General features: G+C 44.6%; 27 protein-coding genes and 1 pseudogene. 8 read left to right on the top strand and 20 right to left on the bottom strand.

What is annotated here, in order from left to right:
* Window positions 1-40: 40 nt before the first annotated feature.
* The 3 genes from CI597_RS11565 to CI597_RS18600 form a co-directional block, all read right to left on the bottom strand.
* The gene (locus tag CI597_RS11565) at window positions 41-643 is read right to left on the bottom strand and encodes a C45 family autoproteolytic acyltransferase/hydolase (protein WP_024728563.1); all 603 of its coding nucleotides are present in this window, start codon (window positions 641-643) and stop codon (window positions 41-43) included.
* Window position 644: 1 nt separating this feature from the next.
* Entirely contained in the window at window positions 645-923 is a 279-nt protein-coding gene (locus tag CI597_RS18605; protein WP_235824612.1) for a hypothetical protein, read from the bottom strand.
* A 145-nt stretch (window positions 924-1,068) separates the two neighbouring features.
* Window positions 1,069-1,239, bottom strand: coding sequence for a helix-turn-helix domain-containing protein (locus CI597_RS18600; RefSeq protein ID WP_235824611.1), 171 nt, complete (start codon window positions 1,237-1,239; stop codon window positions 1,069-1,071).
* A gap of 25 nt (window positions 1,240-1,264) precedes the next feature.
* Between CI597_RS18600 and CI597_RS11555 the strand changes: the two are divergent.
* Window positions 1,265-1,402 (top strand): annotated as a pseudogene (locus tag CI597_RS11555) (winged helix-turn-helix transcriptional regulator); the annotation flags it as partial.
* On the opposite strand, the gene CI597_RS11550 reads toward CI597_RS11555, so the two are convergent.
* From CI597_RS11550 to CI597_RS11540, 3 genes are all read right to left on the bottom strand, one after another.
* Window positions 1,391-2,494 (bottom strand): metallophosphoesterase, encoded by a 1,104-nt coding sequence (locus tag CI597_RS11550; RefSeq protein WP_024728565.1) that lies wholly within the window; start codon window positions 2,492-2,494, stop codon window positions 1,391-1,393. The pseudogene CI597_RS11555 and the gene CI597_RS11550 sit on opposite strands and share 12 nt — an antisense overlap.
* Window positions 2,495-2,695: 201 nt before the next feature.
* Complete coding sequence (locus CI597_RS11545) at window positions 2,696-3,907, bottom strand: zinc-binding dehydrogenase (RefSeq protein WP_235824613.1); 1,212 nt, start codon at window positions 3,905-3,907, stop codon at window positions 2,696-2,698.
* On the bottom strand, window positions 3,831-4,712 hold the full coding sequence (locus CI597_RS11540; RefSeq protein ID WP_024728567.1) for a nucleoside/nucleotide kinase family protein: 882 nt from the start codon (window positions 4,710-4,712) through the stop codon (window positions 3,831-3,833). Before CI597_RS11540 ends, CI597_RS11545 begins: the two co-directional genes overlap by 77 nt.
* Window positions 4,713-4,923: 211 nt before the next feature.
* On the opposite strand from CI597_RS11540, the gene CI597_RS11535 reads away from it, so the two are divergent.
* The 5 genes from CI597_RS11535 to CI597_RS11515 all read left to right on the top strand — a co-directional run bounded on the left by CI597_RS11535 (window position 4,924) and on the right by CI597_RS11515 (window position 9,523).
* A complete protein-coding gene (locus tag CI597_RS11535; RefSeq protein ID WP_024728568.1) occupies window positions 4,924-5,685 on the top strand; it encodes a DeoR/GlpR family DNA-binding transcription regulator in 762 nt (253 codons plus the stop codon).
* A 234-nt stretch (window positions 5,686-5,919) separates the two neighbouring features.
* Entirely contained in the window at window positions 5,920-6,627 is a 708-nt protein-coding gene (locus tag CI597_RS11530) for a hypothetical protein (RefSeq protein WP_024728569.1), read from the top strand.
* 16 nt (window positions 6,628-6,643) lie between these two features.
* Window positions 6,644-7,759, top strand: coding sequence for a zinc ribbon domain-containing protein (locus tag CI597_RS11525; protein WP_024728570.1), 1,116 nt, complete (start codon window positions 6,644-6,646; stop codon window positions 7,757-7,759).
* Window positions 7,760-7,813: 54 nt separating this feature from the next.
* Window positions 7,814-8,611, top strand: a complete 798-nt coding sequence (locus CI597_RS11520) for a hypothetical protein (protein ID WP_024728571.1) — start codon at window positions 7,814-7,816, stop codon at window positions 8,609-8,611.
* 9 nt (window positions 8,612-8,620) lie between these two features.
* Window positions 8,621-9,523 carry an N-acetylmuramoyl-L-alanine amidase family protein gene (locus tag CI597_RS11515; protein WP_024728572.1) on the top strand — a complete coding sequence of 301 codons (903 nt, stop codon included), beginning with the start codon at window positions 8,621-8,623 and terminating at the stop codon, window positions 9,521-9,523.
* 71 nt (window positions 9,524-9,594) lie between these two features.
* Here CI597_RS11515 and CI597_RS11510 read toward each other — a convergent pair whose 3' ends face one another.
* The 4 genes from CI597_RS11510 to CI597_RS11495 all read right to left on the bottom strand — a co-directional run bounded on the left by CI597_RS11510 (window position 9,595) and on the right by CI597_RS11495 (window position 16,009).
* Window positions 9,595-10,044 carry a PTS sugar transporter subunit IIA gene (locus tag CI597_RS11510; protein ID WP_024728573.1) on the bottom strand — a complete coding sequence of 150 codons (450 nt, stop codon included), beginning with the start codon at window positions 10,042-10,044 and terminating at the stop codon, window positions 9,595-9,597.
* A 40-nt stretch (window positions 10,045-10,084) separates the two neighbouring features.
* Window positions 10,085-11,470 (bottom strand): PTS fructose transporter subunit IIC, encoded by a 1,386-nt coding sequence (locus CI597_RS11505; RefSeq protein WP_024728574.1) that lies wholly within the window; start codon window positions 11,468-11,470, stop codon window positions 10,085-10,087.
* A gap of 1 nt (window position 11,471) precedes the next feature.
* Entirely contained in the window at window positions 11,472-12,395 is a 924-nt protein-coding gene (locus tag CI597_RS11500) for a 1-phosphofructokinase family hexose kinase (RefSeq protein ID WP_024728575.1), read from the bottom strand.
* A gap of 170 nt (window positions 12,396-12,565) precedes the next feature.
* Window positions 12,566-16,009 carry a hypothetical protein gene (locus CI597_RS11495; protein ID WP_024728576.1) on the bottom strand — a complete coding sequence of 1,148 codons (3,444 nt, stop codon included), beginning with the start codon at window positions 16,007-16,009 and terminating at the stop codon, window positions 12,566-12,568.
* A 249-nt stretch (window positions 16,010-16,258) separates the two neighbouring features.
* On the opposite strand from CI597_RS11495, the gene CI597_RS11490 reads away from it, so the two are divergent.
* Window positions 16,259-16,498, top strand: coding sequence for a helix-turn-helix domain-containing protein (locus CI597_RS11490; protein ID WP_024728577.1), 240 nt, complete (start codon window positions 16,259-16,261; stop codon window positions 16,496-16,498).
* Between the two features lie 38 nt (window positions 16,499-16,536).
* Here CI597_RS11490 and CI597_RS11485 read toward each other — a convergent pair whose 3' ends face one another.
* Window positions 16,537-17,289, bottom strand: a complete 753-nt coding sequence (locus CI597_RS11485; RefSeq protein ID WP_024728578.1) for a MurR/RpiR family transcriptional regulator — start codon at window positions 17,287-17,289, stop codon at window positions 16,537-16,539.
* Window positions 17,290-17,440: 151 nt separating this feature from the next.
* On the opposite strand from CI597_RS11485, the gene CI597_RS11480 reads away from it, so the two are divergent.
* Window positions 17,441-18,298 (top strand): tagatose bisphosphate family class II aldolase, encoded by an 858-nt coding sequence (locus CI597_RS11480; protein WP_198959580.1) that lies wholly within the window; start codon window positions 17,441-17,443, stop codon window positions 18,296-18,298.
* A 54-nt stretch (window positions 18,299-18,352) separates the two neighbouring features.
* On the opposite strand, the gene sdaAA is transcribed toward CI597_RS11480, so the two are convergent.
* From sdaAA to CI597_RS11435, 9 genes are all read right to left on the bottom strand, one after another.
* Entirely contained in the window at window positions 18,353-19,243 is an 891-nt protein-coding gene (sdaAA, locus tag CI597_RS11475) for an L-serine ammonia-lyase, iron-sulfur-dependent, subunit alpha (RefSeq protein ID WP_024728580.1), read from the bottom strand.
* Between the two features lie 11 nt (window positions 19,244-19,254).
* Window positions 19,255-19,917: an L-serine ammonia-lyase, iron-sulfur-dependent subunit beta gene (sdaAB, locus tag CI597_RS11470; RefSeq protein ID WP_024728581.1), complete on the bottom strand. Its 663-nt coding sequence runs from the start codon at window positions 19,915-19,917 to the stop codon at window positions 19,255-19,257.
* Between the two features lie 258 nt (window positions 19,918-20,175).
* Window positions 20,176-21,216: a galactitol-1-phosphate 5-dehydrogenase gene (locus CI597_RS11465; protein WP_024728582.1), complete on the bottom strand. Its 1,041-nt coding sequence runs from the start codon at window positions 21,214-21,216 to the stop codon at window positions 20,176-20,178.
* Between the two features lie 16 nt (window positions 21,217-21,232).
* Complete coding sequence (locus CI597_RS11460; protein WP_006567449.1) at window positions 21,233-21,703, bottom strand: PTS sugar transporter subunit IIB; 471 nt, start codon at window positions 21,701-21,703, stop codon at window positions 21,233-21,235.
* A 12-nt stretch (window positions 21,704-21,715) separates the two neighbouring features.
* Window positions 21,716-22,276: a 6-phospho-3-hexuloisomerase gene (gene hxlB, locus CI597_RS11455; RefSeq protein ID WP_024728583.1), complete on the bottom strand. Its 561-nt coding sequence runs from the start codon at window positions 22,274-22,276 to the stop codon at window positions 21,716-21,718.
* 13 nt (window positions 22,277-22,289) lie between these two features.
* Complete coding sequence (gene alsE, locus CI597_RS11450; RefSeq protein ID WP_024728584.1) at window positions 22,290-22,964, bottom strand: D-allulose 6-phosphate 3-epimerase; 675 nt, start codon at window positions 22,962-22,964, stop codon at window positions 22,290-22,292.
* An 18-nt stretch (window positions 22,965-22,982) separates the two neighbouring features.
* Window positions 22,983-24,032, bottom strand: coding sequence for a galactitol-1-phosphate 5-dehydrogenase (locus CI597_RS11445; protein ID WP_024728585.1), 1,050 nt, complete (start codon window positions 24,030-24,032; stop codon window positions 22,983-22,985).
* A gap of 2 nt (window positions 24,033-24,034) precedes the next feature.
* A complete protein-coding gene (locus tag CI597_RS11440) occupies window positions 24,035-24,442 on the bottom strand; it encodes a PTS sugar transporter subunit IIA (protein WP_024728586.1) in 408 nt (135 codons plus the stop codon).
* 18 nt (window positions 24,443-24,460) lie between these two features.
* Window positions 24,461-26,071: a PTS system mannose/fructose/sorbose family transporter subunit IID gene (locus CI597_RS11435; protein WP_024728587.1), complete on the bottom strand. Its 1,611-nt coding sequence runs from the start codon at window positions 26,069-26,071 to the stop codon at window positions 24,461-24,463.
* Window positions 26,072-26,108 lie beyond the last annotated feature (37 nt).

Here is a 26,108-nt window from a genome sequence, read left to right as displayed (position 1 = left end):
CTGATATTCTATGCTTTGCTTTGTTAAGTTTCAATTATCCTCATTTGACACCAATATCATGCAGTCTGTTATCTATCACGAATTTCTTTTTTCTTGGGTCACCCTCTGCACGGTAAATGATTAAACTCCCTAAATCAAAAATGGAACTCCAAACGGTTTCAAAGTCTGGCTCATTATCATATTGGCACATAAAGCCATAATCACCTTTTAAGAGATGTTTGGTGGTTTCAATATAATCATCTTTTATCTTCCCTGAAGAAAAACTGTCTATGACAACCTCGTACCGTTTGTGGGAATCATAGTCATTCCCATGTACGTCATCATGCATTTTCATATCATCAGACGCAAAACTGTTGACCGTACAAACAATTCTTCCACTATCAAAAGCTTCTGCTTTTCGGATTTTTTTGACAGACGGCGTGCACTCAACCACTACCATTCTGCCGCTTTTATCTGCAAGTAAAATATTACAATTAGAAGCTATGGGTAAATTACAAAGCAATGAAATTGCCTGCTTCGTATCTTTCGCTTTTTCAAGCAAATACCTCACAATGAAGCAAGAATTAAATCCCGCCTGTATCTTTTGAGGAGCAGTCATCACAAATGTCATCGCAACTGCAAGACCATATTCATTCACTCCCATTTCATAATGGTCGCCTTTTAAGGTAATACACTAATTCCAATATTCCGCCCGGCTCTTGATTGGATAATCTGTATATTTTCCATAATTGATTTCCCTGCACCGTGGATTTCCAAAAATCAGGAACTGCCCTTAGATTTTCTTCCGTATCCTCAACCATTGGAATACGGATACCCACGATACGCAAAGGCTGTTTTTCTGCAATGTGATACGCCATCGAACTTCCTCCTGATATTTTGATTGAAAACTGAATTGACGGATATGCCTGCAAAATGCTGCCCATAGATTTTGCTGCTGTCGGCGTAATACCGTGAATATTTTGGAATGCCCGATTAAAAAGAAGTCGAAGAAGAATATCCATATTTCAGAGCAATATCTATTACCTTACAGTCCTTCCGCTGCAATTCAAATGCCGCCTGTGTCATTTTTCAGCAACATATGTATTCAGACAGTGACATACCCGAAACATACGAAAAAATACGTTGAAAATAATAGGGAGAACAACACGCAATGCGGGCTGCTTCATCATACGATATTTCCTTATCCAGATTATCTTCTATGTAATCAATGGCTGCTCCAAGTTTTTTCAACCATTCCATCTTGTTACCTCCTTAAAAATAAGGATATCCTCAGGTCCCTCCGAAAGTAGAGTATTCTCTCACAGAGACCGGCCTGAGCTTAAAACCGATCCTGGACTCCATGGCGCAGTGGGGAACCGAATACAGAGACAAAACACGCCGTGGTGAAACCTCATTCCTTTGACACCACATCTATGATCACATATTCACAGTGTCCTCCCGTGCGGATCGGATATCCCCATCCCGCCATGCCCGATGTCACCACTGTCTGAAGATTTCCGGTCTTCCGGAAGCCATAGTTGATCTCATTGATTCCAAGAAGCTGCATCAACTGCCCGGTAGGCCAGATCTGTCCCGCATGGGTATGGCCCGACACCTGCAGATCGATCCCCTGCCTGTTATTTTCCTTCAGATCTCCGGGCTGGTGATCCATTAGGATTCTGAAACTGTTTTCCGGTGCATCTTTCATGATCTCTTTCAGACTCTTCCTGTCCTGGTCACCGGCATCCTTTCTTCCGATGATGCAGATATGATTCCCTGTCTTAAACACCTCATCCTCCAGCACATGGACTCCGGCTTTTTCTAAAGTATTCCTGAGATGTCCGGAAGTGTACTCCGGCTTTTCCCTGTATTGATTGGAATCATGATTCCCATATACATAAAAAATTCCGTAAGTACTCTGCATCCGTCCCAAAGCTTTGGCCGCCCGTTCCATCTCTACTCTCCCTGTATCCTCATCGAAGATATCTCCGGCCAAAAGAACCAGATCCGGCTCCTGATTCTGTATTTTACTGCACCAGTTCTCCAGGTCTTCGGCACTCATCGTAACGCCCAGGTGGATGTCCGACATCAGGACTATCCTGAGTGTTTCCTCTTGATGAATCTTAGAAGTCCCGATCCTGTAACCGGTCTTCTCAATCTTCTGCATATTCATATATCCGTAAGAAAAAACAACCGAAATGATGAGAAAAGACAGTACTCCGCTTCTGTAAATCAGATCCCATTTTTTGAAAACAAACGGTGCTCTTTTGATGAGAAAATTGACCAGCTCAATGACCAGGGAGACTCCTGCAAGATGCAGGACGGCTACTCCTCCCCATCCATAGGCCGGCCAGGCAGAAAAAACACAGGCCAATGCCAAAGCCGCACTCAGTCCTTTCGCCAGGCGTACGTCCCTTTTTAAGAAAAGGCTCAGAATCCTGCGGAAGAAAACATATAAATATATTCCTGTCGGTATGAGGATCAGGATCGGCAGTATGAAAAATAACAGATACAATGTGGGGCCTCCTTCTGTTTATTACATAAATATTCAAACATCATTATTGATGTTTTTCCATGATAGCATTTAGACCCCACTCAAAGTCAACAGTTTCACATAAAATAAAAACATATATTGATATTTTTAGGTACAGCTCTCCCAGGAGAACAAAGTGGGCAAGCCCTGAAATTAAACAGGGCTCTTCTTCGTCATTCTCTCTTACTCTTCCGGTGCTAAAGTGTCGAGTAAATATTCTTCCGCCTCTCTGCACCAAACATTATTGTTTGCCTTGCATATCTCTGCCAGATGTGCAAACATCTCGTTCTCTTTTCCCAATTCCTCAAAATCTTCAATGGCAGTCAGTTCCATCTTGATATGTGGGTAGATCAGTTTTTTGCCTCCCGGAAGCTTCGGCAGATTCAGGATCGTATCCGGTGCCGCGTCAATGCCTCCGATATGTGTAACCATGTAAGACGGATTGATCTTTCCTGCCGCAGACAGTTCCAGAGACTCGATCATATCCACAGGCGCTCCTCCTGAAGTTCCGCAGATGTGGGTTCCTTCGTAGTGGACATTGTAGAAATTATATTTTGCCTTGAAGTTGTTGTCCGTAGGCCCTGCAAAGAAATTCAGGCAGCCGTCGTTTCCTAAAAGATCGTCTCCCATCTCGATGAGGGATTCCACCGGTGCGAATACGAATACTTCATCATATCCCTTCCCACCGTTTAATTCTTTCAGTTCTTCTGTCGCATTTTCTTTTCCTGCGGTGTTCACATAAATGAGTTCCACACCTTTAGAAGCCGCATCCTCCGGAGTAATCAGGGATTTTGCTCTCTCAAGCCTTTCTTCATTGATGTCCGTCACAACGATGCGCTTTGAATGATACGGCCCGTTCAGTGCATAATCAATGGCTCCGATCCCCATCGGACCCGCACATCCCAGAAGAGCCACACTTCCCCCGTCCTTTAATCCCATTCTGTGTTCATACACATACGGTGTTGTGTGGTAGGTAGCGTGAAATGCTCCGATGATACATGACATCGGCTCTGCCAGAGATGCATTTGCAAAATAATCACCGTCATACGGAAGTACACATCCAATGTCGATGGAAACCTTCGGAATAATACAGTAGGTTGCGTTTCCTCCATAGTATTCGTAGCTGTATCCGGCAGAATATCCGCTCGGAAGTCCCATAGCCGGCTGGAGTACGAATTTTTCTCCCGGCTTGAAGCGGTCTTTCAGCTTTTCTCCCACTTCTACGATGTATCCGCCGAACTCATGGCCGGTAATCGTCGGGTGCTCCGGACTCAGATCATCCGGCACCCTCTTGTGCTCCCCGCCCCGCAGTGCCGCCTTATAAGTTGACAGGCAAATGCTGTTTGACACAACCTTTACCAAGAGTTCCTCTTCTCCGATTTCCGGAAGGGCCACTTCCTTTACATAAACCTGATTTTTCCCTGCAAGAACTGCCGCTGTTGATTTCATCCTTTATCCTCCTCGTATAATCTCCGTCTGGTTCTACCTTTAACATCAAATCCCCATCCAGAGAAGTCTCCAAAACCCTTCTCACATTCACGCTGTCGCTGTTTATGTACCAGTCTTCTGCCTCTTCTCTCGTAAGGCCGCCCTTCATCTTCCTTCCGATCAGCCGTTCCTTTAACGTCTCTTCTTCAGAGCGGATTAATATCGTATAATCTGCGGTATCCTTTAATGTCTTCCACGGCTCCTCATCAAGGAGCAGCCAGTTGCCTTCGATCAGCACAATGTCCTTCGTAATTTTTTCCAAATCTTCCACCACATCGTGGATGTTTCTGTCATATATGGGCCAGAGAATATCTTCTTCTTTGATCCTTCCAAGCTTCTCCTCAAGCTTCCCGGTATTATAAGTTTCAGGACATCCCTTTACTTTCTTCATAGGAACTTCTTTTCCCATCACGACCGCATTGTGGGTATTAATGTAATCTGAGTGGTAGTGAAAACCATCCAGTCCTATCGCCTGTATCTCTGTCAGATCTTCCTGCTGCACAGCCAGATATTCCAGAAACTTGGACAGTGTTGTCTTTCCCACTGCCGGCGGCGCCGCCAGAAATACGATCAGTCTCCGGCCCAGTTTTTTCTGCATACCGGTGAATTTTCTCAGCATGGGCAGGAAAATGGTTTCTATGGTTTCCTCGCTGTAAAGCGTATTGATCTGAAATCCATTGACATCAAACACATACTCTTTCCAATTTTTCATGATCTACCTCATTAAATTTTGTTTACGTTGTTTTATGTCCGTTTATTTTTGTTTTATGGGTAAATTATATGATTTTTTCCTTGTTATGTCAATACTCTGACATAAATTACGTTTGTTTTTGTTGTTTTGTTTTTGTTTTTGTGGATTTAAATTTGAAATGAATTTGAATTTCTGTTATGATGAGTGTAACAGTAAAAAAGGAGGAACGGACATGGGAAAACTTCTCGCAAAAGAACGGCAGAAGGAAATCGTCGAATATATCAACAGTACAGGAAGTGCTAAGATCGGCGATCTTGCAGATAAATTTGAAGTGACAAAAGAAACCATCAGAAGAGACCTGACTCATCTTCAGGAGATCGGGGCTATAGAGCGCAGCCACGGGGGCGCCACCCTGGTCTCAAGCTTCCGCCCGATCCCCATCGAAACACGGGTCAGCGAAAACAGCTCCGTAAAGTATGCCCTCTGTGAGAAGGGATTGGAATTGATCCCGGAACAGGGTGTCATTTATCTTGACGCCGGAAGCACAATGCAGTGCATGGCACAGCTTTTAAGCCAGAAATCCGGTTATACCATTGTGACCAATGCCATCAACACCACTTACCATTTAAATAACGGCAACAACGTGACCATCTTAACCGGCGGCCAGCTGAACCCGAACAATATGTCCACAGAAGGGTTCCAGACCACCAACTTTATCAACACTATCAAGGTAGATATCTCATTTCTGGGGACCAGCGGATTTGAGCAGCACAACGGGCCGGCAGTCTCAGAATTCACAGATGCACAGATCAAGCAGGCCATCATCCCCCAGTCTAAGATCATTGTTGTCATCTCTGACAGCTCCAAGGCCCATATCTGCTCTCTGGTGCAGTACGCCAACTGGAAGGATATCGACTATTTTATCACGGATAAAGATCTGCCGTCTGCTGTTTATAAAACACTGAGTGAACTCACGGAAGTTATCTTGGTGTGACATTTTCCACATGATTTCCGTTCGGCTCTTAGAATGCCTCACTCCAATCATGTAGAACACGGACGCAGTATCTGCTAGATAAGCATGTCAAAACAAAAGGTGTCATGCAAAGGCAATTTTGCATGAGACCTTTTTTTATTCATAAAATCGTTTTACAAGATGATGAGGTAATTGAAATTTTAGTCAATTATTGGTATAATAATACAGTTACAAGAGAAAAGGGAGGAATTATGTATGAAATACTGTAAATTTTGCGGAAAAAGGTTAGAAGACGGGGAGGTTTGTACTTGTCAGATCAAAGAAGATGAAACAAGTTTCTTTCAAGATATTGATAAAAATAAAATTTCAAGCGGAATAAAAAAAGTACTAGTGAAACCTGCCTCCGGAGCAAAACAAATTACTGCATCGTTTTCGCTGAAAGAGAGTGCAGTAACTTGGCTGGGTGAGGGCATTATTACAGGCATTTGTTTGATGATACTTGTATCATCCACTTTAGGATCATCATATTTTGGACGTCAGATGGTCTCTTATCCAAAAATATTTTTCTATGCACTTTTGTTTGTCATTGGAATGAACGCACTGACGACACTTGTGCTTTGGGCATTGGAAAAAATGATAAGCAAGAGTGACGCAGCCTATGTTGATTTTATGACCGTACCGGCAACAACAGCAGCAATTAATATTCTATTTTTAGTACTAGGTATCATCTGCCTGTTATTAAATCCAGGATTCGGTATCCTTGTTTTCATCAGCGGGAAGCTTGCTTCTACTTTTTTGATGGGAAAAGCGGTTGATGAAGTGAAAGGCGCAGATAAAGAAAAAACTATGTATATTCTTGCGGTGGTATTTATTGTTGTGAGTCTTGTTTTATATATTGTTCTTAAAACATCTCTTACCAATATAGTAAGCAACTATGGAAGAAATATGTTTATGGGATTATAGAGGAGAAGATAAAATTATGATTTGTCCAAATTGTGGAAAAGATGTACCCGACGGAAATTTTTGTGAAGAGTGTGGTTCCTCTTTGCATATAAAAAAAGAAACAAAAAGAAAACCGGCAAAGACAAAAAAGAAAGGGGAAGAATTCTCAAAGAAAGGTAAAACCATTATTGGAATTCTTATTTTCATTTTATGTATCAGTGTTGGTTTTTTTTACATAGAAGGAAGTAAATTTAATACCGCCGAAAAAACAGCGGAGCAATATCGTAAGTATTACAACAATCAACAGTGGGATAAAATCTATGACATGACAAATATCACCGAAACAGAATTTATTACGAAAGCCTCTTATGAAAAAGTCATGGCAAATGTAACAGGTGAGTTAGGTGAGATCAATAGCAGTAATGATAAAGACTCAGCAGAAAAACAGGTTTATTTTGGGTCTGATTACTACTGCAATGTTCAAAAGTTAAATAAAAAAAGATATTTTTTCTTTGACCAGTGGGAATTAGCTGACTTAAAGGTTGATACTGTCCAAGTAGAAATTCCATATATTCAACAGTGTCCAGTTTCTATAGACGGAACTAGGATCAAAGATATTTATCTGAAAGAAGAGGAAGATGAAAAATATTATGATATTGAAGTATTAGAAGGCAATCACACTGTAACCTTTGAGGATAAGGATGATTTTTTATCACAAGATACTTATGAGTTAAACACGGGTTCTTTAAAAGAACTTTCACTTAAGTATAGCAATAAGCAAGTTCAGGCAGCAAAAAACACAGTGATAAATTTTTTAAAAGAGTGGACCAACTATCTGGGAAAAAAAGATGTTTCTGCTGATGAGATCCAAGATTATTTCTATTCAAAAGAAGATGCGGAAAGCTTTATCTCTTCCTATACTGTTTATGGAGGTACCAAGAACTCCAAAGCAGACATTCAGACTCAGCCTCAAACAGGTGAAATTATGGAAAGTCCGGCAAAGAACTTTAAGGAGCCTTATATTTCATTTAATGCAAGTTGTGAATATACTTATACAAACGAACTCTGGGGACAAGCTACAAAAGATACGCTCTCCATTGATGAAGATTTTTATATGGTGTTTGTGGATGGATCCTGGAAAATAGCTATGTAATCATAATGCTTTTTATAATACAGTGATACATTTGAGAAAGAAATGGAGATAAATATGAGACAAAAAGAAAAGAAAATCATTCTTGGTTTGAGCATTGCAGTCGCTTTATCCATTATTTTAAATATTGTTTGCTATGTGTCTGCAAATAAAGAACAGACGCCAAGCGCTCCCACAGTTGATAACGTCACAACTGAAAACACAGCTGCAGAGGAAGAAAAAACTACGGCAGCAAAAAAGACTACATCCGAGTCAGCTACAGAAAGAAAAAACAACGATAACACCAATAGTAAAATTGCAGTGGATGCCAACAGTACCAATGACTACAGCAAATGCCTAAATACCCAATTATATAAAAAGGTAACTTGCAATACCAGCGGGGGATATAGCTTTGTGTATCCTAAGAACTTCTTCAACCGTGTAGATATTAATAAAGATGGGAAATATGTTTTTTCGGCAGACGACGGGGTGACTGAATATACTGTATTTTCTCAAAAGGCAACCGCTGGATCCGCGCAGCAGGAAGTAAAAAATCTGGCGGAAGATTATAAAGATGAATTCTCCCACTTTTATTTTAAGTTTCCAACAGAGGGGGTTAAAAAGTCAGGAGCCTTTTGCAGAAAAATTTATGGCGGTCACTTAAATAGTGATAAAACCATAGGTCAATATATGATCATTGCTTCTAATGGAACCTATGATTACATTCTTAAATTTAAATATAAAGCAGATGATAAGAGTAATAATCCAAAGGGCCAGGCAGATTATATGGCTGACTGTTTTTACCGCGGAGCATCTTTCAGCGGTTCAACGAAGGAAATCCGAACATACAATGAATTTCTGTCTGACGAATCATAGAGGCTGCCCATGAAAAAACTAACATTCTTTGTTTTTGTTGTTTGTGGTGTGCTTATCTTTTTAATCTATGCAAAGAAAATAAATGTGCCGAATAAAACGGATAAAAGGACAGCTGCGAAGGCAACCGAAGTGACAGTTTCAAATAAGGATAAGGTTGAGAAAGTGAGAATAGAAATCGATCCCGGACATGGCGGTGTTGATACAGGTGCCCAGATTACAGCAGATGGGACAGTAACCTATGAAAAAACCTTAAATTTAAAATTATCTTTGTACTTGAAAACAGAGTTAGAAAAATATCAGGGAGTTACTGTTTCTATGACTCGCAAGACAGACAAAAATATATCTTTAAAGAAACGAGTGGAAAAAGCAAAAAAAGATCAGGCGGACGCATTGATAAGTATTCATCATAATGCCAAAGGCAGCATTGTTAATGCAAAAGACGGCGCTTACGTTTTGGTTGCCAGCGGAAATGAAAAAGAAAATCTGGCACAAGAGGAAGAGCAATTAGGTGCAAATATATTAAACCGCATCAGTGAACTTGGGCTGAAAAACAGAGGGCTGCTGCGTAGATTGTCTGAGAACAGAAATACCTATAGAAATGGCAGATTATGTGACTATTATGCGATCGTAAAAGGTGGAATTAATGAGGATATGATCGCTATTATTATTGAACACGGATATATGGATAATATAGATGAATTTCAATCATATTTTTCTTCCGATGAAAAAATTCAAGAAATGGCTGAGAAGGATGCCCAAGGGATTGCTGATTATTTTCATCTGCTAAAAGACTCGCATAAGGCAGCTAGAGCAACAATCAAAAAAAATATAAAAATAACAACAGTAAAAGATCCTAAAGGAAAAGACAATACGTATCAAACCAGGTCTTATCAATTAAGTGTAAATCAATAAAATTTTTGAACCTGTAAACGTTCTAAAAAAGCGGCAGAAATAAATTCCGCCGCTTTTTCTGATATCTGCTATTATAAAGTCTTTAACACATCCATAACCTCTCCTGCAGTATTGGCTGCCAGAAGCTTCGCTCTGAAGTCTGCTTTAATCAAATTTCTTGAGAGTGTCGCCAGCGCCTGTAGATGCAGGTTGCTGTCTGTATCGGTTGCCGCTATCATGAAAATCAGGTGTGCTTTTGTCCCGTCCTCGGCTCCGAAATCAAATCCTTTGTCAGACTTTCCGAAGGCCACCCGTGCAGTTTTTACTGCTGCGGTCTTGGCATGCGGGATCGCAATGTCAAATCCAAGTCCTGTGGAGGACTGTTCTTCTCTGGCATAGATCGCTTTTTTATAGTCGTCCTTATCAGCGAGCACTCCGCCTTCATCTAAAAGTGTTACCATTTCTTCAATGATCTGGTCTTTTGTCTCTCCCTGTAAGTTTAGATTCATTGTTGACTCATCAAATAATTCCATAATTTCCATAAAAGTTACCAACCTTTCTAATACCCAGTAGGGTAAACGTTTATTTCTGTTCTACATCCTTTGCAGTGAGAACATAAAGTACTGCGCCTACTACAGAACCTGCCAGGATACATAATACCCATGTGACAGCCGGATGTACTAATGGAAGGATCAAGAATCCGCCGTGAGGTGCCGGAACCTGGACCTTCATCACGTAGGAAAGAATCGCTGAGATAGAAGATCCTGCCATTAAGATCGGAAGTACCCTTACCGGATCCTTGGCTGCAAACGGAATCGCTCCCTCTGTTATGTGTGTAAATCCTAATACATAGTTTACAAGTCCTGCTGCACGGTCAGATTTTGTAAATTTCTTTGGTGCAAATGTCGCTGCAAGCGCGATGATCAACGGCGGTGTAATACATGCAGCGGACACACCTGCCATAAAGTAGAAGTTTCCCTGTGCTAAAAGTGTTGTTCCTGTGACATAAGCCGCTTTGTTGATTGGGCCTCCCATGTCAAATGCAGACATACAGCCTACAGCAAGTCCTAAGATGATCGGGCTGGAGTTCTGTAATCCTGCTAAGAAATCCATCATTCCCTTGTTGATCCCGGAAACCGGCCCTGCGGTAATCTGCATCAAAATACCTACGATGGCCACTGTGATAATCGGTATAAAGAAGATAGACTTTAAACCTTCCAGCTGTCTTGGGAGTCCTTTTAAAGCGTTTACAACAAACTTACATAAGTATCCTGCAAAGAAACCTGCGATGATGGCTCCGATAAATCCAGACCCTGTGGTGTTGGCGATCATACCGCCTACAAAACCTGCGATCATACCCGGACGGTCACCGATTGACTGGGCGATGAATGCTGCCAGCACAGGAACCATCATTCCCATAGATGTACCGCCGACGGTCTTGATAGTGGCTGCTATTTCATTATACTGAGCATTTGTAGGGTCTGCTGAATAAATACCCCATAAGAAAGAGATGGCTGTCAATACACCACCGGCTACAACGAACGGAAGCATATGGGAGACACCGTTCATCAGATGCTTATAGATCTGATGTCCAATAGAATCTTTTCCTTCTTCTGCTTTCTTTTCGCTTCCGGCTGCCTTCACTTCCCCACCTCTTACTGAAACGTTTCCATCAAGCATCTTCTGCACTAATTCTTCCGCTTTGCTGATCCCGTCTGAGACCGGCACTTCTATGACTGGTTTTCCGTTAAAACGGTCCATGTCTACATTTTTATCACAAGCTACAATAATTCCGTCACATTCAGCAATATCCTCAGCAGTCAATTCATTCTCGACACCAACAGCTCCGTTGGTCTCAACTTTCATTTCAGCGCCCAGCTTTTCGGCAGCTTCCTTCAAAGCTTCCTCCGCCATGTAAGTATGGGCGATCCCGGTTGGGCAACCTGTAACACCTAATAGTTTTTTCATATCATTTCTCCACCTTTCTTATTTTGATATTGTGAAAGTAAGTATCTACTTTGGCAAAATCACCGAGTGCGTTGCTCTCCGCCACATTTGCCCCTGTGGCAGCCGAACGCTTCAATGCATCCTCAACATTTTCCGGATGATCGAGCCAAAGGCTTAAAAAGCTTGCCAATGCGGCATCTCCCGCACACGCCGAGCTTAATAACTTAACCGGCTGGGAAGATGAATAATACACATCTTCTCCGTTACTGAAATACGCTCCTTTGCTTCCGAGCGTCAGCAGTACATTCCTGGCCCCCTGTTCTTTCAGAAAGGTAAGGACATGCAGAATGTCTTCTTCGTCCTTGATCTTGATCCCGAAGATCTCTTCAATCTCTTCATCGTTTGGTTTGATCAGCAAGGGCTGGTATTTTAATAAGTCTTTCAGTTTCGGGGAGCTGATATCCAGCACCACATCAATGCCCCTCTTTTTACAGATTGACATAATACTTTCATAATAACTCGGTTCGATTCCAGGCGGAAGACTGCCGCTGATCACAAGGCAGCTCAGATCTTCGGCTGTCTCAAAAAGATTCAGCATTTCTTCCTGCTGGTCTCTTCCGACAAACGATCCGCTGTTGACAAATTTGAATTCGCCCTCTCCATCATTTAAAAATATATTGATCCTTGTTGTGTCACCGACCCAGACCGGCTTGACCGCCACCTGTCTTTTTTCCAGTTCCTCTACAATATATTTTCCCGAAAATCCTCCAAAAAATCCAGTAACCGTGGAATCTACCCCATAATGCTTTAATGTCAGCGTGACGTTGACACCTTTTCCATTGGGAGTGTAAACCGTATCGAATGTGCGGTTTACTTTTGCACGTTCCATTCCTTTTGTGGAAATGTTCATATCGATGGCAGGATTTGTAGTTAACGTATAAATCATACTGCTCCTCCATAGAATACAATCTCTTTTTACAGTCTTTATTATAGACAAGTATTCCATGAAAATCTTTTCATATCCTGAAAACGGAACAAAGTGGACCAAATACCATAAAATTAGAAAAATCCCGGAAGCCTGTAAAGCCTCCGGGATTTCATATCCTCATGGATTTATTATTTTGTTTTTGTCTTCTTTACCGTACTCCATGCACCGTAGTATGTCTTTCCTGCAATTTTCTTTGTTGCACGGATGCGTACATAATAAGTCTTCTTCTTTGTGAGTCCCTTTAATGTGGTGCTTGCTGTTTTTCCTGATTTGATGGTAGCCTTCTTCACCTTTTTGGTAAAGCCTTTATTCTGTGCAGCATATACCTGATATCCTGTCGCACCGGAAACCTTCTTCCATTTAATTTTCAGCTGGCCCTTCTTGGATGTTTTCTTTGCGCTTGTCAGGGAAGCTTTGGAAACCTTTACTGTGATTTTGAATGTCTTTGATACACTTCCAGCATAATTTCCTTTTCCAGTCACGGTCACTGTTGCCGTTCCCGGGTTTTTGTTGTTTTTGTATGAAAGCGTGTAGTCTGTTCCGGATTTTAAAGTCCTGCTGCCGTCTTTTACTGTGACAGAAGTCGTCAGATTCTTTCCGGTATAGGTCTTATCTGCCGCGGTCACTTTTGCACCTGCGATGGATTTCGCTGAGATCTTAAAGGTCTTTTCTGCTGTTCCTTTGTAATTACCTTTGCCGGTCACTGTCACTTTGGCAGTTCCCGCATTGATATTTCCTGTATAAGCTGTATCATAATCTGTGCCTGCCTTTAGAACTCTTGACCCGTCTGTAACTGTCACAGCAGGTTTTAATTCACCTCCTGTGTAGGTCTGATCCGCAGCTGTGATCTTTGCATCCCTCAGATCCTTTGCAGTGATTTTAAATACAGTCACAAATGTACCTGTATAATTTCCTACTGCATCTGTGTATACAACTGCCATTCCCGTATTTACATTGTCGGCATAACGGTTTACTGATGGATATGTAGATTCATCTTCCTCGTTTATGGCGCTTAAGTTTACATCCGGTTTGATCTCTGAACCTGTGTACACCTGATCCTCCAGCATATACGGAACCGTCAGCTTTCCAGCGGCATTGGCAGGATTTACTGTAAATGTCTTCTTAATAGTTCCTGTATAGTTGCCGATTCCATTGATCTCGACATCATATGTCTGTGCATTCAGCATCTCAATTCCGGAATTTAATATGACGGTATAATCCTCCTCCGTAAGTCCCATTACCTCTACTGTTGGTGTCTGCCCGCTTCCGTTATAGGTTACGGCATCCAATCCTGTTACCTTGTCGCTGTAATTTTCAGAAATATCCTGCGGAGCGATGGTAAACTTAATCTCTTTTGTACCTTTATAGTCCGCGCAGGAATCCAGTATTTCTACGGTAACACTTGCATTGTCTCCCGCCTTTGTTGTATTTTTATAAGATCTGATACGGTAGGCATCCTTCGGGATCACACTTCCTTTTCCGTCTGTCAACTTGATATCTTCTGCCGCCGGTTTCTTGGCTGTTCCGTCATAAATATAGGAAGTGGTGACTTCACCTTTTACAGCTTCATCTGAAATATCCACAGCCGCTGTGATCTCAAATGATTTCTCCGCTGAATCTTTATAGTTGCCGCCTTCTTTTGCAGTGATCACGAGTTTATATTGTCCTGCATTCTTTAGGTCAGCCGCACCATTTTCTAATTTTGTTCCATCTTCCGTCTGATATTCCAGAGTGTAGTCAGTATCTAGAACTAATTCTGTATCACCGTCTTTTACCACGACCTCTGGCTCGTCAATAGCTGAACCGTCGTCCTTTTGGCGGTACTTATCCTGGATGCCTTCAATGGAAACATCTGAGATCGATTTTTGAATAATGTTGTAGGTAAGAGCCTCCGCTGTCTCACCTGCCACGGTTCCTTTATAGTTTCCCGCTCCTTCTACCACAGCCTTGATGCCGTTTTCCGCTTTGGTTCCTTTTAACTCCTCCGGTTTTACTGTGAAATCATCTGAAGTTAATGGTGTGCTGTCATCCCCCTCTTTCACGATGATATCTTTTGCGGCCGGAGCCTGGGCTTTTCCATTGTATACAAATGATGTCTCTGCACCTTCTGCGAATGCCACTTTATAGCTGCTGATATCACATGCTTCAATTGTATATTTTACCTCCAGAGGATCACTGCCAGTATATTCATAATTTCCACCCCCGACGGTGACGGCTGCAGTAGGAGCCGCTTCAGCATCTGCTTGCGCAGCATTGACATTATTTTTATATTCTACTGAAAAATCTGCAGCTTCTAATGTCTTTTCTTCTCCGTCTTCATATGTAACCTTAATGCCAGGCTTCTTTTCCGTTCCGTCATAAGTGATATCCTGACTTTCATCCTCCAGCTTTACGGTCATTTCTCCTACTTTTTTCGGAGCAATGGTAAATGTCACGCTTCCCTTTGATCCTTCATAATCGCCGGTTCCGGTGATCTGGGCTGTGTAGGTTCCGGCGTTGATCAACTCTTCCGGCTCTACTGTATCTCCCTCTGCTGTTTCTCCTTTGTGGTAAGTAACAGTGTAATCTGTGTCACCTGACAGCTCCTTATCGCCGGACATGACGTTCAGTACTGGAGTCAGAGCTGATCCGGTATAGGTAAGATCGGCTGTCTGATCGGCTGTCAGACTCTCATCCGCTTTTGCTGAAATCTTAAAGCCGGAAACCTCAACCTGTTCACTGCTGTCAGCATAATTTCCGCCTTCTGCACCTGTGATCACGGCCTTTGGTGTATCTGTTGTTTTTGTATTGTCGGACCACTCCACTGTATAATCTTTATCCCTCAGAATCTGTCCGTTTACTTTTACGGTTACCGAAGACTTGCCGGGCACCACAGGTTCCCCTGTATAAGTGAAATCACCTGAGACACTTACTTCCGGGCTTTTCCCTGTTAAACTTGCTCTCTCTATCTCATAGCTTCCCGCAGCTGTTCCTTCATAATACTTATTGTTCACACCCGCCGTCACCGTCACAGTTCCGGCATTTACTGTATCCTCACTGTATTCCGGTATTACAGTTCCAAACTCTTCCTCAGAAAAATCAAGACCGTCAATCTTTTTGATGGAGAGCTCATGGCTTTTTCCATCATATGTCTGTTTTTCATCGGAAAACGATAATTTTTTGACCTCTTTTTTTCCTACAGTAAAGGATGCCTCTGACGTGGTCTCTCCGTCTTCTGACGTCTCCGTCACTGTATAAGTGTGTCCTACCGTTTCTTTCCCAGAGATATCTATAGAAGACTCCTCACCCTCAATGGCTTCTCCATCCTGTTTCCAGCTGTATGTACTTTCATCTGTAGTTCCCTCCACTTTGACAGTTGCTCCCCAAGGAATGGAAGCCCCATTCTCATAGGCTGCTCCCCCAACGGAGAAGCTCAGTCCTTCCGTCGCTCTTTTCACTGCCTCATTTACTGCCTTATTTGAGACTGGTCCTGCAGCAAAAGCCGGTGCCCCTGTCGAGCACACCATTGCCATTGATAATGCCAGGCTCACTGCCGATTTACGAAGACGTTTCCCCGTAAGCTTCTTTTTCATACTACGTACCTCCTGTTGTTTACATTGTTTTGTTTCAATCCATATCTGTTTATTCGATACAAGAATATATTATTCTTAATAAGAATAAATGTCAAGTTTTTCTACCTCCTCTGAGAAATATTACAATGTAAGAAAACCAAGTGATTCTGTACCCTTAGCCTTAATATTCAATATTGGAATAATTTATATCATCCTATCATAAATTATATATCTTTTTTTTGAGAGAATCATAGTATGGAGGTAACAGAAATGAAGAATATAAAGTTCATCCGGGTTTCCAGGGATATCACCCAATTAAGAGTACAAATGGAGACCGGAATCAGCCAAAGTACTATTTCAAAATATGAGACAGGGGAATCAATCCCTACAGTTGAAAATCTGCTGCTTTTAGCAGATTTTTATAATACCAGCCTGGATTATCTGATGGACCGTACAGATGCTGTCACACCTTATCCGAAGAAGTCGTCTTCCCCTGGATATCATGAATAGAATACAAGAATGGACAAAAAATAAGGCCTCTTTGGGCCTTATTTTTTATGGTCTATATTCTCGACTAAAAAGTCTACGAGGATTCGGCACATAATGTACAGCGGAAGCCTGGACGTTACCTCATAGTTTCTTATTGCAATGTGAGAGTGTTTGTATCCGAGCCATGTATAATCTGAATACTCAAATAGCTCACTGGTACTGCTGCAGCAGAGCGTGATCACCTTACAGCCTCTGAGTTTTGCGTTCCTGGCTGAGTCGATCAGCTCCTTGGTCTCCCCGTTTAACGACAGGATGATCACAACCTCATCTTCCTGTAAGTTCTTTGACATGATCCTCATGATCTGCGGGTCTTCCACATCCACCACAAAAAAATCCAGCACCTGAAGCTTCATGCTCAGCTCCTGCGCCACCAAGTGTGTAGGCCCTCTGGAAAAGATCAGAACCCTTTTGGCATCCTTCATGGCATGCAGAATATCCAGCACATTGGGAATGGACATATGCTCAATCACGGAAGTCGCCTCGATCAGAGACTTGTTCATGATTTCATTCAAGTCTTTCACTTCTGTATCTTCCGTCTTTGCCGTTAATTTATACCGCAGCTCGTTAAACCCATTGATCCCGCATTTGCGGATGGCTCTGGACACGGTTGCCGGGGAGGAAAATGTTTCAAAAGCAATATCTACTATGGACAGGTCTGAAAGTTTGTCCTCATTGTCATTGATATAGTTGACAACTCCCAATTCGGTCTTGGACAGATTTTCTGCAATCTTGCTGTTTATTTCAATAATCATCACTCGTCCCTCCTGTCTGTGTGAAAGATCTTTTTTATTATACATGATTTTCATCCGTTTTCATAACCTGAAAAGATTTTCACCCCCGGTTTTTTTATAATGTAAATGGTTAAACTAAGACAAAAAGCAGGAAAGCTTTAGGAGGATGAATATGAGTAAGATGGTATCAACCAGACATATGTTATTAGATGCACAGGAAAAACGATATGCCGTGCCGGCATTTAACATTCACAACTTAGAGACGATTCAGGTAGTGGCAGAGACTTCTGCAAAGCTTGGCTCTCCGATCATTCTGGCAGGCACTCCGGGTACATTTTCTTATGCAAACCGTGATTATCTTCAGGCGATCGTCGAGACAACTGCTAAAAAATATAATGTTCCGGTGGCACTTCACCTGGACCACCATGAAGAATTTGACGGTATCAAAGAATCCATCGACCTTGGCACAAAATCTGTTATGATCGACGCTTCCAGCCTTCCATATGAAGAGAATATAGAAAAAGTAAAGAAAGTCGTGGCTTATGCTCATCTCCATGATGTTACCGTAGAGGGAGAACTCGGACGTTTAGGCGGACGCGAGGATGACCTTGTGGTAGACGAAAAGGACTCCATGTACACAAATCCTGCACAGGCTGCCGACTATGTAGCCCGCACGGGCATTGATTCCCTGGCTGTAGCCATCGGTACCGCCCACGGTTTATATAAAGAGGAGCCAAAGCTTGACTTCGACCGTCTGGCAGAGATTCGTGAGGAAGTATCTATACCGCTTGTGCTCCACGGTGCATCCGGTGTCCCGGGCGACGCTGTAAGACGTGCGATCGAGCTTGGAATCTGTAAGGTCAACATTGCTACGGAATTAAAAATTCCTTACTCTCAGGAACTGAGAAAGACCCTGGTTGAAAATCCGGATGCCAACGATCCAAGGATTTACACAAAGGAAGCAAAAGAAGCAATGGCAGCTGTTGTGGAAGAAAAGATCAAGATGTGCAACAGCCAGAACCGTTACTAAATTAAAATAAAGATACTTATACCCGGCCTTAACATTTACAGGCCGGGTATTTTTTTAACATTGGGGAGTCTGATTCCTCTGGGCCAGATCGAGAGCGACCCTTTTTCCGGTCTCTGTGACGGCAAGCCCTGCCTGGCTTGTCTCTTTGAGTCCTCCCGGCATCATTTCTCCGATTTCTCCCATGGCATCGATCACCTCGTCAAATGGCACTCTCGTAAGAATTCCAGCCATCGCCATGTCCGAACAGGCCACTGCGCTGACGGCTCCCGCCACATTTCTTCTGATGCACGGAATTTCCACCAGTCCTCCCAGAGGATCGCAGACCAGTCCGAGCAGGCTTTTCATGGCAAATGCTCCTGCCGAAAGGATCTGTTCATTACTTCCTCCCCGAATGGAGGTCAGCGCCGCCGCGCACATAGCAGACGCGGTCCCAACCTCCGCCTGGCAGCCGCCCTGTGCACCGGAAATACTGGCTCTGCGGGCAATGACCTGACCGGCTCCAGCGGCCATGAAAAGCCCCTCGATCATCGTTCTTTCCGGTATCCGATAAAACTGTTCATACGTCAGAAAGACTGCCGGCACCACGCCGCAGGCTCCTGCCGTGGGCGCAGCCACAATCCGTTTCATGCAGGCGTTGGATTCTCCCATTTTCAATGCTCTTGTGACGACCATCCCCATAAAGCCGCCGGAGACGGCTTCTCCTTCCCGGACAAACCGATGCATGTTTGCACCGTCACCGCCGGACAGGCCGCTGAAAGATTTTAAATTCTGCTCATAGTCCTCATCTGCATGTTTCATGGCATGATAACGCTCCCTCATCTTATCCATTGTCTCCTGCATTGATACACTGCGCTCTTTCATGTCTTCCTCCATGACCGCTTTCCAGAGAGGAATCCCCGCAGCTGCTGCCGCCTTTTCCATATCCGCCATCGATATAAAGCCCATGTTCCTTCACCTCAATCCATGCCCGCCAGACTGGCGGCTTTTTGGATTCCTTTCATCTTTTCGATCTGTCTCACCGTTTTTTCCGGTATCTCTTGATCACATTCCAGCACCATGACCGCACTGCCGTTTCTCCGATCCCTGGAGAGCCGCATGGACGCTATATTTATTCCTGCGTCTGCAAGCAGAGATGCAGCCGCAGACACATGTCCGGGGCTGTCCTGGTTGTGAACGATCAGTACAGGCATATCACCGGAAAAAGACGTGTAAAGACCATCCATCTGACAGATCTCCACTCTTCCGCCTCCGGGAGAGCTCGCCACGATTTCAAGTTTTCTTCCGCTTTCTCCTGTGAGGCACAGCTTTACACTGTTTGGATGAACATCTTTCAAGTGCGCTCTTCCAAACGTCCATTCCATTCCCTGTTTCCGGGCCAGCTCAAGGCTTTTCGGAATCCTCAGGTCATCCTGTGCCATTCCCAAAAGTCCCGCGATGACTGCCCGGTCTGTGCCGTGTCCGATACCGGTGGCAAAAAAAGAACCGTGAAATAAAATCTCGGCCTTTTGAACTTTCTCTCCTAAAAGCTTCCTGGAAATCAGGCCAATCCTGACAGCTCCTGCCGTGTGGGAACTGGACGGGCCTACCATAACCGGCCCCATAATGTCATACAAATTCATGTGTTTATCTCCATTGTTTGTTTTTTACTTTTCATCAGTATGTTTCGTTTTTCTGATTTTATGAATAATCTCAATCTTTGAGGGGCTTTTAAACTTTGCGTGCCAGATGCGATTTGACGTAGTCAAATGATTTCCTTACGCATCTGTGCACAACCTGCAGAGCGTTTTTATTTCATGGGGAAGGTCGCAGAACTTTCCTACTGAAATGAAAAAGTCTGTATCCTCCTCCGACTATAGGAGTGATACAGACTTTTATTTTTAAGGCCGGCAGACGGCCTTGCATATGGTTATTTCTCTGTTATATATCTGGTCAAACAATTCCTTCAGGTGTTCAAGATCGGCGCTGTGGGTGATCAGGTCGTCTACTTTCAGACTTTTATCGGCGATCCTGTCCGCGGTATACTGCCATTCGTTGAACGGAAGGTCATTATAGTAATTATTCCACACCCCGGTAAGCCGTAACTCTTTCCTCAGTATCTGGCTGTGGCTGTCAAGTTTGAGCACTGTGTCCTGATGAGGATTTCCAAGAAGCACCAGCATTCCAAAAGGTTTTAAACATTCCACTGCCTGATTCCACGCCGGAGAACTTCCGGTCCCTTCGATAACTGCGTCCGCCATGTGTCCTCCGGTCATTGCCCGGATCTGTTCCGGTATCTCTCCGTCCGCAGGACTTATGACTTCCAGTCCTTTTTCCCTGGCAAACTCTGTTTTTTCCTCACTGATCTCCACCAATACGGCCTGGATGCCGAACAGTCCGCACCAGCGGGCCGTCAGGATGCCGATGGGCCCTGCACCGAAGATCACTGCCGTATCTCCGCCTTTGATCTCCCCCTTGCGAATCGCATGGAGGGCCACACAGGCAGGCTCCACAAGAGCCAGCTGTTCGGCAGATACCTTTGTATTTTCAGGGAATATAAGGTGTTTCCTCGAAGGTAGCAGACAGTACTCGGCAAAGCCGCCGTCCGTTCTGGAACCCAAATTCTTGTAGCTCTCACACTGGGCATACTGGCCGATCCGGCAGCTGGGGCATTCCATGCACGGAACCACCGGATAGACTGCTCCGGTTTTCCCAATAAGTTCCTGATCCTCCTCACTTCCGGCACTCACAACCGTGCCCACGTATTCATGTCCGAGGGTAACCGGATAAACCTTTGTTCCCAGCTCATAGACTCTGGGAATGTCGGAGCCGCATATCCCGCAGGCTTCCACCTTCACAAGGATCTCGTGTCCCTGCGGCTTTGGAACTTCCACTTCGTCCAGTGTAAATTTCCCTATTTCATGAAGTCTCATAGCTTTCATCCCTGTATCCCCCATTCTATAAGAGACCGGCAACATCCACAACCTTGTCGGCAGGAATCACCTGAATCTTCACCTGGATTCCCTGATCCAGAAACTTTCTGATCGCATCCCGTTCCTGAGGGTCGGCTGCGATATTTTTATACAAAGTCTTTCGTTCGCCGCTGATCCCCATGCCTCCGATGTTAATTGCAGGGATGTGAGCTCCCAGGTCTACAATTTTTTCATAGGTAAGCGGTGTTTTTGCCAGCATAATGGACGGGACTTTCAGGCCGTCTTTCAGCGCTTTTGCCGCCTCTTCTACGGAGTAAACTTTCACCTTTACCCCGGCCGGAGCCGCCATAGTCAGCACCTGTGTCATAAATGGGTCTTTTGCCACTTTATCATCTGCAATCAATATTTCTTTTGCAGGCAGAAGCTTCATCCACGCGGTCATCACCTGTCCGTGGATCAGCCGGTCATCTACCCTTGCAAGCAATAATTGTTCCATCTTTGTATCCTCCTATTCCAGATTTGCGTGCTTCTCCCACAGAGAATCCACGTCGTCAATTTGCTCTTCCTGCATGATCATCAGCGCCGCCGCATCCAAGAGCAAAAGAAGACTCTGCTCAAACAGGCTGCTCATGATCTGTGCGGACTCGATCTCGTCCGGCAGATCAAGCTTTGTCCTGCACGGAATCCTCACGAACAGATCCTCATAGGGAGCCATGGAGCTTTTTGCATTGGAACCGATATGGATCACCGACGCGCCGAACTGTTTTGCCTTTTTCACAAGTCCCAGAGGAATCAGACTCTCTCCTGAGCCGGAACCGGCGATTAACACGTCTTTCTCGGTGATCGCGGGCTCATTCACATCTCCCACACAAAATGCATCGATACCCAGATGATTCAGCCTCTTGGCAAAAGCTTCCATCATCATGAAGACTCTTCCGACACCTGTGACAAATATCTTTTCCGCATGAAGTATCATCTCCGTCAGTGCCCGGACCTCCTGTCCGTCTACCGCTGCCAGTGACTGGTCAAGTTCTCCCAGAATCAATTCTTTAAAATCTTTATATTCCACTTTATCCTCCCTGTCACTCCAGAGCTGCTTTATAACTTTCCGTCATTTTCACACAGGCTGTTTTCAGGTCTTTGTCCAGTCCGAACAGCCCGGAGCTTCCGAGAATCAAAATGTCCGCACCTGCCTCGGTGAGTTTTTTAAACGTAGAAGACTTGCAGGACCCGTCGATCTGTATCTGATAGTGGTATCCCTTTTCTTCCCTTATCCGCTTTGCCTCCTGGATCTTGACGAGCATTTCTTCGATAAACGGCTGCCCGGCGAAGCCAACATCCACGGTCATGATGGTCAGCAGGTCAATCCGGTTCAGGTAATGAGCCGCCTCAGAAAGAGGAGTTGCCGGGTTTAAAACAAGCCCTGCTTTTAATCCCAGTTCCTCAATCCTGTTGTACAGCCGGAATGCCTGCCCGTTGATCGTCTCAGCGTGCAGAGATATGATATCCGCACCTGCCTCTGCCACCGGGTCAATCCAGTCCTCCGGATTGGTCGTCATCAGATGTACGTCCAGCGGAACTTTGGAGACCTTCTTAAAACTCTTCACCAGATCCGGTGACAGGGTGATATTTTTGCAGTAATGACCGTCCATGATGTCCACGTGGTACATTCCCACCCAGTCATTTAATATGTTAAGCTGTTCCCCGACATTCAGAAAATCCATACACATCAGGGAGACAGAAAACTTCTCTTTCATAAAATTGTCCCCTTTCTCTCAGGCCTTAGAGCTGTAAATTGCCTTGCAGATCGTGATTTCTTTATGATAAATCTGCTCAAACAGCTCACTCAAATGTTCCAGATCGGACGTATGGGTGATCAGGTCATTCACCTTGAGTCTGCCCGCGTCGATCATCTCTGCCGTATACTGCCATTCATTGAGAGGCATCTGTGCGTAATAGGAATTCCACACGCCTGCGATATCGACTTCTTTTCTCAGGATGCTGCTGTGATTCTTAAGCTTTAAAGAAGTATCTCTGTGGGGATTTCCGAGCATGGCGATCCGTCCGAAAGTTCTTACGATCTCCACTGACTGGTTAAGGGCTGCAGAAGTCCCGGTTCCCTCGATGACTGCATCCACATGATCCGTTCCCAGCACTCTTGCGAGTCCGTCTCCCGGATCTTCTTCCATAGAATTTAAGATGGTCAGTCCCCGCTCTCTGGCAAATTCAATTTTTTCTTCATTTATATCAAACAAGACCACTTTCCCGGCACCGAAAAGTTCTGCCCATCGGGCCGCCATGATACCGATGGGACCTGCCCCGAAGACAGCAATGGTCTGTCCGGCTTTGATCCCTGATCTTCTCACCGCATGCTGTGCCACTGTGGCCGGTTCCACCAGACTCAGTTCTTCCTTTGTAACTTCGGGGTTTTCTGAAAATACCAGATTCCAGCGGGACGGGATGACGCAGTACTCCGCAAATCCGCCGTCACACCTGGACCCCAGGTAGTTATAATTCGCACACTGAGCATAGTGCCCAGTTTTACAAAATTCACACTCTCCGCATGGGATGAGCGGGAAGACGGCCGCCGTCTTCCCTACCAGTTCCTGGTCTTCTTCCCTTGCTGCTTTTACGATCGTCCCCGCGAACTCATGTCCTATGGTAATAGGGTGAACATGTGCTCCCAGCTCAAACACCCTGGGAAGATCGGAGCCGCAAATCCCGCAGGCCTCCACCTTCACGAGGAGTTCTTCTCCCTTTATCTCCGGAAGGGGCATTTCTTCCATCCGGAAATCTCCGATTTTATTTAGTCTCACTGCTTTCATCTTCACGCCGTTCCTTTCTCCTGAATGTCGAGCCTCTTTATGCCATCATGTCCCGCCTGTTCACAGATCTTCGCAAGTTCTGAGAGTGTCGTGTCCTCCTCCCTCTGAAGCGCCGCGGCGATCCCCATAGCCATATTGGCTCCGGTGATGACCGCTGCCGGATATTCCTGGCACAGCATGGCAATGCTGTTAAACGGTGTCCCTCCTAAAAGATCCGTCAACACAAGGACTCCCATGCCGGTGTCCAGCTCTTCCACTGCCTGCCTCACCTTTTCCTTAAACTCTCCGGGGTCCTGGCCCGGCTTCAGGGAAATACATTCTGACTGTTCTATGTTTCCTGCTACCATGGAGACACTGTCAGCAAGTCCCCGGCAGAGCAGTCCGTGACTGATTAATAAAACTCCAACCATGTCTCATTCCTCCGTCTGCTATGATGCCACGGCCAGCAGGCCGATCAGTGAAGTGATAACGCCTACTACAAAGATGATAACGATGATATAGGTCGGCTTCACCTTCTTGCTCAGGAGCTTCCACACAAGCAGCGTCGCGATCAGAGGCAGCATTCCAGGCAGCAGAGAATTTAAGATATTTTGAAGATTGATTCCTACTTCCCCGACTTTAAATGCGATCGGAGTCTTGATATTAACTCTGGTAGCCGCCATATTTCCGACAACCATCAGTCCGACGATACTGAATGCTTCAGTGATTCTGTTTAAAGTTCCTGCACTTAAGATTTTTACGATGGCACTTTTTCCCTGCTTATATCCCATCATATACATGGCATATCCCATACCGATCATCAGAACTTTGTACGCAACCTCAAACAGGATCGGTCCGGCTACATTTCCGGCCAGCGCCAGGCTGCAGGCGATTCCGGCTAAGATCGGATAAGCGATACCCTGGGAAACTGTGTCCCCGATTCCCGCCATCGGTCCCATTAATCCTGTACGAACCGCATTGATGTCTTCTGCGTCAATGTCTGCTCCGTTGGCAGACTGTTCTTCCATGGATGCTGTAACTCCGTGAATAACGGTTCCAATCCATGAAGGTTCCGTGTTGAAAAATACCATATACTTCTTTAACGCTTTTGCCTGTTGTTCTTTTGTCTCATAGAGCCTTCTTACAATCGGCACCATGGCATTGGTCGTACCCAGTGCCTGGAGACGCTCGTAGTTATAACAGGTCTCGCTGGAATATCCGAGAAGAAAATGTTTGACCAGATCTTTTTTTAAAAGTTTTTTGCCGCCGGTCTGCACATCGGTCTCCTCCGGGGAGACTGTTTCGATTTGTTCCGCCTCTGCGGCCTGTTCTGATTTTCCCGTAAAGAGATAGATCAGGACTGCTACAGCCGCCGCAAATACAGTCACCGCCATGGTATCAACTTTTGCGTAGATGGTCAGGAAGTAACCGATAAAAAAGAATGCCACGATTTTCTTTTTGCCGAGAAAGCTTAACAGCATTGCGATTCCAAGTGCCGGCATCAGTGCCCCAACCACATTTAACGCTGCGATCATCGGCTCCGGTATTGCCTTTAAGGCGTTGGTTGCAAAATCTCCTCCGAAATACACGAGGGCAAATGCCGGAATTCCGTAGAGAACTGTGGCAGTGATTCCGGACGGCAGGTAGTTCATAAGCCTTAATCCGCGGATATTTCCTTTCTCCAAGTACTGATCTGCCTTATGTACCCAAAAACTGTTGATGGTCATGTAGGCCTGGTTGATCAGAATTCCCAGCAGGCTGAACGGCACCGCAAAGGTTGGTGCCAGATTCGGTGATGCCCCGGAAATGATGGTCAGCGCCGTTCCGAACACTCCCGCTACCATCAGGTTGCCCGGCATGGTACCTCCGGCTGTGATCCATCCAAGGTATGTGAGCTGGATATAGGCTGCGGCCTTCATTCCGAGGACCGGTTCTCCCATAGCTACCGCTACAAGGAATCCCGCCCAGATTGGATACAGCCATGTACGGGTGATTGTGTGGCTGAACCACCACTGGCTTCCAATGGCGATCAGCGCGACTAAGATTGCTGAAATTAACATAATACTTTCCTCCTTTTCTGTTATCTGATAAGTATAG

The sequence above is a fragment of the Anaerostipes hominis (ex Lee et al. 2021) genome, assembly GCF_002270485.1.
GTDB classification, from domain to species: domain Bacteria; phylum Bacillota; class Clostridia; order Lachnospirales; family Lachnospiraceae; genus Anaerostipes; species Anaerostipes hominis.
Note: the sequence above shows the minus strand (reverse complement) of the source record. Positions and strands in the feature narration are given on the sequence as shown.